This window comes from Protofrankia sp. Cr1, from assembly GCF_963555865.1.
In the GTDB taxonomy this organism is placed as follows: Bacteria; Actinomycetota; Actinomycetes; order Frankiales; family Frankiaceae; genus Protofrankia.
In genome coordinates, this window is the sequence record NZ_CAUVXO010000668.1 from 1 (window position 1) to 2685 (window position 2685).

Genomic DNA, 2685 nt, shown 5'->3' on the forward strand with positions numbered 1-2685 from the left:
AGTGGCCTACCTCAACCACCACGACATCGTGTCCGTCCTCGCCGCACGAGCCAGTATCGTGACGCCCGAACTATGATCGAATATGGGTCGAAGTGGCTACGAAACATGACACACGACTGGCCACCACAAGGCCGGACATGTGGATGCTGCTGCATTCGTCGGGTCCGTGATCAGACAAGGTTGATGGATGCGTCGACGCCAGCGCCGACCGCGGCCTGCCTCGGAACATCCCGGCGCGTGGCCCTGTTGTGGCCTTCCGTCGGGTGACCTGTGTGGCTGGAGGCGAAGTGTGATGTCGAAGATCGAGCTGGGACCGGTCGGTGCGGTCCTGAGTCCCGCAGCGGATGGGCTCCTCGACGCAGCGGTCGAGCTGGAGGACCTGGGCTATTCGACGATCTGGCTGACGGGCGGCCCGCTCGGTGGTCTCGGGCAGATCGCCGATCTGGTGCGTGCGACCCGGACAGTCCGGGTCGCCAGCGGGATCATCTCCGTCGACCGGTTCGAACCGGAGGCTGTGGCGGCCCTGTACACCGACCTGGAGGCCACCCATCCGGGTCGGTTCGTCGTTGGTCTCGGTGGCGCGCATGGGGCGAAGCCGGTGCAGACGTTGACCGCGTACCTCGATGCGCTGGGCGCCGTCCCGGCGACCGCGCGTGTGTTGGCGGCGCTGGGGCCGCGCATGCTCGAACTGGCCCGCCGCTGCGCGGCCGGTGCCCTTCCCGTCCTCGTCACCCCCGACTACACCGTCCGGGCCCGCTCGCTGCTGGGCGAGGACACCACCCTCGCCATCGAACAGCTCGTCGTCCTCGACACAGATCCCGGCCGCGCGCGAGGGATCGCCCGCGGACCTCTCGGCTTTCTGAGCACGGTTCCCGCCTACCCTGCGAACTTCCGCCGGATGGGCTTCACCGAGGACGAGATCACCCACCTCGATGATCGGCTGGTTGACGCCCTCGTCGCCTGGGGCGACGTCCACGCGGTCGCGGCACGGGTCTCTGAACATGTGCGGGCAGGGGCCGATCACGTCGCCGTAAGCGTCACCACAGGCTCACCAGAGACCATTCCGATCGACCAGTGGCGCGCACTCGCCAAGACGCTGATCCCGTAGCCGGCGGGGCGCTGCAACGCCTGCCGGTGCCCGAAACTCGTCCGCGACGAACGACACGCGGCTGCCGTCCTCACCGCGGTCACGCTGGCCGCAAGCCTTCCGCTCGCGCGTACGACGCCATGATCACAGCCACGGCCCTGTCTAATGATCTACCGGTGTACACGTGCCATCCCGCCGATTTTTCCGGCATCGACGGCCTCACGGTGGTTGCGATCCCTGTACCGGGTGCGCCACATCCGTGGGGGTGGCGGCGTTGCGCGGTCACGGTTCACAGTAGTGCGTATGTCACGCCCATCGATCTTTGAGTTCGCCGGTGGCGAGTCGGCGTTCTTGGCGCTTGCGGCCGCCCACCACGAGCGCTGCCTGGCGGATCCGGTGTTGAACCATCCGTTCTCCCATCCCGGCCATCCCCAGCACGTGGCGAGACTGGCCGGCTATTGGGCCGAGGTGTTCGGTGGCCCGGCGCTGTACTCGCTGTCCTGCGGCGGTCATTCGGCGATGCTTGACATCCACGCCGGCGCGGGCGCCGAGGACGACCTGGGAGAAAGATTCATCCGGTGTTTCGTGCAGGCGGCTGATGATGCGGGCCTTCCCGATGACACTGATTTCCGGGCCGTCCTACGGTCGTACATGGAGTGGGCTGTGCGCGACGTGCTGGCGTACTCGCCGCGTGATTCCCAGGTGGCTCCGGGCCTGCCCGTTCCCCGGTGGTCCTGGGACGGTCTTCAAGGCACCGATGCGGTATAAGTGATCATGCGGATGGGTCGTATTTCCGGGCAACGGCATCGATGCGGGCATGCTTGGCTTCCTGGAAGTCCTGTTCGGTGAGGAGGTCCGCCATGTCGATCTTGCCGACGAGGGCGCCCTGGACCTTCCTCCGGTCTTGGTGGGAGGCATCCGCCTCGTGCAGCCGGTGGATGAAATGGGTGATTGCACCGACGAGGTGCGTCAACGCATGCGCTCGGGAATACCGAAGGCCGTCTGACGTGGGGATCCCGCTGAGCCGGTTCTGCGTCACGGTTGCGTGAGTGCGTAGGATGACTATCGGGTGCGGCAGGTGCGGTAGGCCGACTCACGTGGTAATGCTCACGCGGTAATGCCGCAGACCGCTGGGAAGGAATGATGCGCTACCGGTTGCTTGCCGATCTCGTGGTGGCCGTCCACATCACCTTCATCATCTTTGTCGTCGTGGGCGGCCTGCTCGTCTGGCGGTGGCCGCGGCTGGTGTGGCTGCACGTCCCCGCGGCACTGTGGGGCGTGCTGATCGTCGGGATCGGTTTCCCGTGTCCGCTGACGTGGCTGGAGAAGTACCTGCGGCGGATGGGAGCCGAGCTGGTCTATCCGGGAGGGTTCATTGATCACTATATCAAGGGTCAGCTGTATCCGAAGGGGTTGAACCCCCTCATGCAGGCTCTTGCGGTGGTGGTGACCGTCGTCGGATACACCGGTCTGCTCATGGGGCGCCGTCATGCCCATGCTCGTCTGACCGCGCGCCCTCCGACGGCCTGAGCCCGGTCGCGAGGGGTGACTCGCGGATCGGTATGATTTGATCGCTTTCTGTCACGAATCCACCGTCA

4 protein-coding genes are annotated in these 2685 nt (G+C 66.0%); all 4 read left to right on the top strand.

Translation table 11 applies throughout. The annotated features are described in order from the left end of the window. Positions 1 to 292 precede the first annotated feature (292 nt). Positions 293 to 1108 carry a TIGR03620 family F420-dependent LLM class oxidoreductase gene (locus U9980_RS27695; RefSeq protein ID WP_322770625.1) on the top strand — a complete coding sequence of 272 codons (816 nt, stop codon included), beginning with the start codon at positions 293 to 295 and terminating at the stop codon, positions 1106 to 1108. Between the two features lie 282 nt (positions 1109 to 1390). Next, positions 1391 to 1855, top strand: coding sequence for a group II truncated hemoglobin (locus tag U9980_RS27700; RefSeq protein WP_322770626.1), 465 nt, complete (start codon positions 1391 to 1393; stop codon positions 1853 to 1855). Between the two features lie 49 nt (positions 1856 to 1904). Continuing rightward, entirely contained in the window at positions 1905 to 2093 is a 189-nt protein-coding gene (locus U9980_RS27705) for a hypothetical protein (RefSeq protein WP_322770627.1), read from the top strand. A gap of 137 nt (positions 2094 to 2230) precedes the next feature. Continuing rightward, positions 2231 to 2617: a DUF2784 domain-containing protein gene (locus tag U9980_RS27710; RefSeq protein WP_322770628.1), complete on the top strand. Its 387-nt coding sequence runs from the start codon at positions 2231 to 2233 to the stop codon at positions 2615 to 2617. Positions 2618 to 2685 lie beyond the last annotated feature (68 nt).